The 3,002-nt window shown below is 69.3% G+C and carries 3 protein-coding genes and 1 pseudogene; all 4 read right to left on the minus strand.

Annotation, left to right across the window (positions count from 1 at the left end; all coding sequences use genetic code 11):
• Positions 1 to 565: aspartate/glutamate racemase family protein (locus Q9G87_RS60170; protein WP_305925664.1), on the minus strand; the 565-nt coding region annotated here is incomplete at its 3' end.
• 98 nt (positions 566 to 663) lie between these two features.
• Positions 664 to 987: a helix-turn-helix domain-containing protein gene (locus tag Q9G87_RS60175; protein ID WP_305925665.1), complete on the minus strand. Its 324-nt coding sequence runs from the start codon at positions 985 to 987 to the stop codon at positions 664 to 666.
• 63 nt (positions 988 to 1,050) lie between these two features.
• Entirely contained in the window at positions 1,051 to 2,430 is a 1,380-nt protein-coding gene (locus tag Q9G87_RS60180; RefSeq protein ID WP_305925666.1) for a UDP-N-acetylmuramoyl-tripeptide--D-alanyl-D-alanine ligase, read from the minus strand.
• Positions 2,427 to 3,002, minus strand: a pseudogene (locus Q9G87_RS60185) (D-alanine--D-alanine ligase family protein); the annotation flags it as partial. The gene Q9G87_RS60180 and the pseudogene Q9G87_RS60185, both read right to left, overlap by 4 nt.

Below are 3,002 nucleotides of genomic sequence, written 5' to 3' on the forward strand. Positions count from 1 at the left end.
CGCCGTCGTCCGCGAGATCGGCGATGATCTGGGCGTAGGCGTCCCTGGACGATTCCCGGAGCACCCCGCGTATCAGTTCGTCGAAGATCACATGATGGACCATTTCCCGCTGCTCGCGCCGCGGGACCACCACGTCGAAGCCGTGGGCGGCCAGCCGATCCCGGTAGAAGGACTGCTCCATGGTGAACTGAGTGCCCAGCAGACCGACCTTGCGCATTCCCCTGGCGCGGACCTCGGCGCCCACGGCGTCCGCGATGTGCAGCACGGGCACGCTCGCCGCCCGCGCCACGTCGTCGCTCACCCGGCTGAAGGTGTTGCTGCAGATGAGCAGGACCTCGGCGCCGAGATCCTCCAGTTTCCCGCCGGCACCGGCCAGCAGTCTGCTCACCTCGTCCCAGCGGTCGGCGAAGATGAGGTCCTCGACGGTCGTGTAGTCGACCGACCAGATGAGGCTGTTGGCGGAATGGCTGCCGCCGAGTCTCTCGCGTACCCGCTGGTTGATGATCTGGTAGTAGATTACGGTCGATTCCCAGCTCAACCCGCCGATGAGCCCGATAGTACGCATGGAACTCCGTTTCGCCAGCCTTGTTCCGGCAGGCTAGACGGAGTGCCTGCTCATTTCGGAGACCAAAAACTGTTCAGTTGTCCGGGGCGTACGAAGACCTATTCGGGCAGGACGCGCGCCCGGGTCGGCCGCGAGCCGAATCGGGTCTCCGCACCGGAACGCCGCTCGGCGGCCTCCCGGCCGCCCGCATTCTGGACCGGCTCGATCAGGTCCTCCATCGTGCAGTCGAGAATGTCCAGCAGGGCCATCAGCAGGCGCAGATTCAGCCGTTCCGGCCGCTCGGCGACCAGCCGGTAGACCTGGCTCTGCGACAGCTTGAAACCGCGTTCGGCCAGGAGCGGTCGCAGGTCGGTGGTGGCATACATGCCGCGGCTCGCCATCACGGCGCGCAGATGCCAGCGGTAGTCGAACGTCGCCGTCACGCCGTTGCCTCCATCTGCTCCCCGGGATCTCGCATCGGTTGTACGGCCCCCTCGCCGATACGGTCAGGCGCCGGCCAGCGCGCGGGCGCAGGCACTGAGCCCGATCTCGCTGGAGGCCTTGATGAGCACCACGTCTCCCGGCTGGAGAAGCGCCGTGGCCAGCGTGATGGCCCCGGCCACGTCCTGGACGGTGTGGACGGCGACGCCCTGGTTGGCGGACTCCGCTGCTTCCGCCATCGCGAGCGGATCTCCTGTTCCCACCGCGATCAGCAGGTCGTAGCGGAGGTTGGCGACGAGTCGGCCCATCTCGGCGTGCCGGGCGCGGGAGGCGTGCGCCTGCTGGCCCATCGCGCCGAGCACGGCGACGGTACGGCGGGTGCCGGCCAGGGCCTTGGCCGCCCGCAGCCCGGCCCGCATGGATTCGGGGTTGGCGTTGTAGGCGTCGTTGACGATGGTGATGCCGTCGGGTCGTTCGATGATCTCGAGCCGGCCGGCGGAGCGCCGCTGTGCGGCGTTCAGCCCGTCGGCGATCTCGGCCACGCTCAGGCCGAGTGCGGTGGCGACGGCGGCGGCGGCCAGGGCGTTGCTCACCTGGTGCTCGCCGATGAGGTCGAGCTCGACCGGGGCGCGGCCGGAGGGTGTCACCAGCATGAACGCGGGTCGCGCCCGCTCGTCCATCCGCACGTTTTCGGCTCGTACCGGCGCCATCGCCGACCTGCCGTACAACAGGATCTGGGCCTTGGTGCGGCCGAGCATGCCGGTGACGTACGGGTCGTCGGCGTTGAGCAGGGCGAACCCGTCCGGCGGCAGTGCCTCGACCAGCTCGCCTTTGGCCTCGGCCACGTCGGCCAGGGCGCCTCCCATACGCTCCACGTGCGCGGTGCCGACATTGAGCACCAGCCCGACCTGGGGCGGTGCGAGCCCGGTCAGGTACGCAAGGTCGCCCTTGCGGCTGGCACCCATCTCCAGCACCAGGTATCGGGTGCCGGCATCGGCCCGCAGCACGGTGAGCGGCAGCCCGAACTCGTTGTTGAACGACCTGTCGGTGGCCACCGTCGCCGCGTGCCGTTCGAGCACCTGGGCCAGCAGGTCCTTGGTCGTGGTCTTGCCCACCGAGCCGGTCAGGCCGATCACGGTCGGGTTGATGTGTTCGAGCAGATGCGCCGCCAGCAGGCCGAGCGCGACCTGGACGTCCTGGACCACGAGGGCGGGCACGCCGACGGGCCTTGAGGCCAGCACGGCGACGGCGCCGGCCGCGATGGCAGCCTGCGCGTAGTCGTGCCCGTCGAGGTTGACGCCGGCCGTCGCGGCGAACAGGCCGCCGGGCACCACCTCGCGGGAGTCGACCGCTGAGGGCGCCGTCACCAGCGCCTGCGCCTCGGGCGCGTCATGCAGGCTGGCGCCGACGACTCGTGCGATCTCCTTCAGCGTCAGGGGGATCATGAGCCGCTCCTGGCCAGCGCCAGGTCGATGAGGCGGCGCAGCAGATCCGGGTAGGGGACGCCGCTTGCGGCCCAGGCCCTGGCGTAGACAGAGCGGGAGGTGAAACCGGGCATGGTGTTGATCTCCAGCACGTACAGGCGTCCGGTGTCCTGCTCATAGAGGAAGTCGACACGGGACAGGCCGTAGCCGCCGATCGCCCGGAACGCGCGCAAGGACAGCTCGCGCACGTCCTGGGCCACCCGTTCCGGCAGCACGGCAGGGATGGTGGCGATCTCGGCCTGGCTGAGGTATTTGGCCTCATAGTCGAGCCAGTCGCCGGGCACGATGAGCTCGCCGGGCACCGAAGCATCCGGCGTGTCATAGCCGCCGAGCACACCGCAGATGAGCTCGCGCGCGCTCACGCCCTGCTCGACGACCACCGTTCGGTCGTAGGCCAGCGCCAACTCCACGCCCGCGCGTAGTTCCTCCATGGAGGTGACCCGTGAGATGCCGATGGAGGAGCCCATGTTGGCCGGTTTGACGTACATCGGCCAGTCGAGCGACTTCACCAGAGCCCAGGGGTCGGTGGTGGT

Origin of the sequence: Nonomuraea turcica, from assembly GCF_030718205.1 — a bacterium.
In the GTDB taxonomy this organism is placed as follows: Bacteria; Actinomycetota; Actinomycetes; order Streptosporangiales; family Streptosporangiaceae; genus Nonomuraea.

Bases quoted from the DNA above. Each gene is read 5' to 3' on its own strand.
- Q9G87_RS60180 (WP_305925666.1), bottom strand. From the start codon at position 2,430: ATGATCCCCCTGACGCTGAAGGAGATCGCACGAGTCGTCGGCGCCAGC.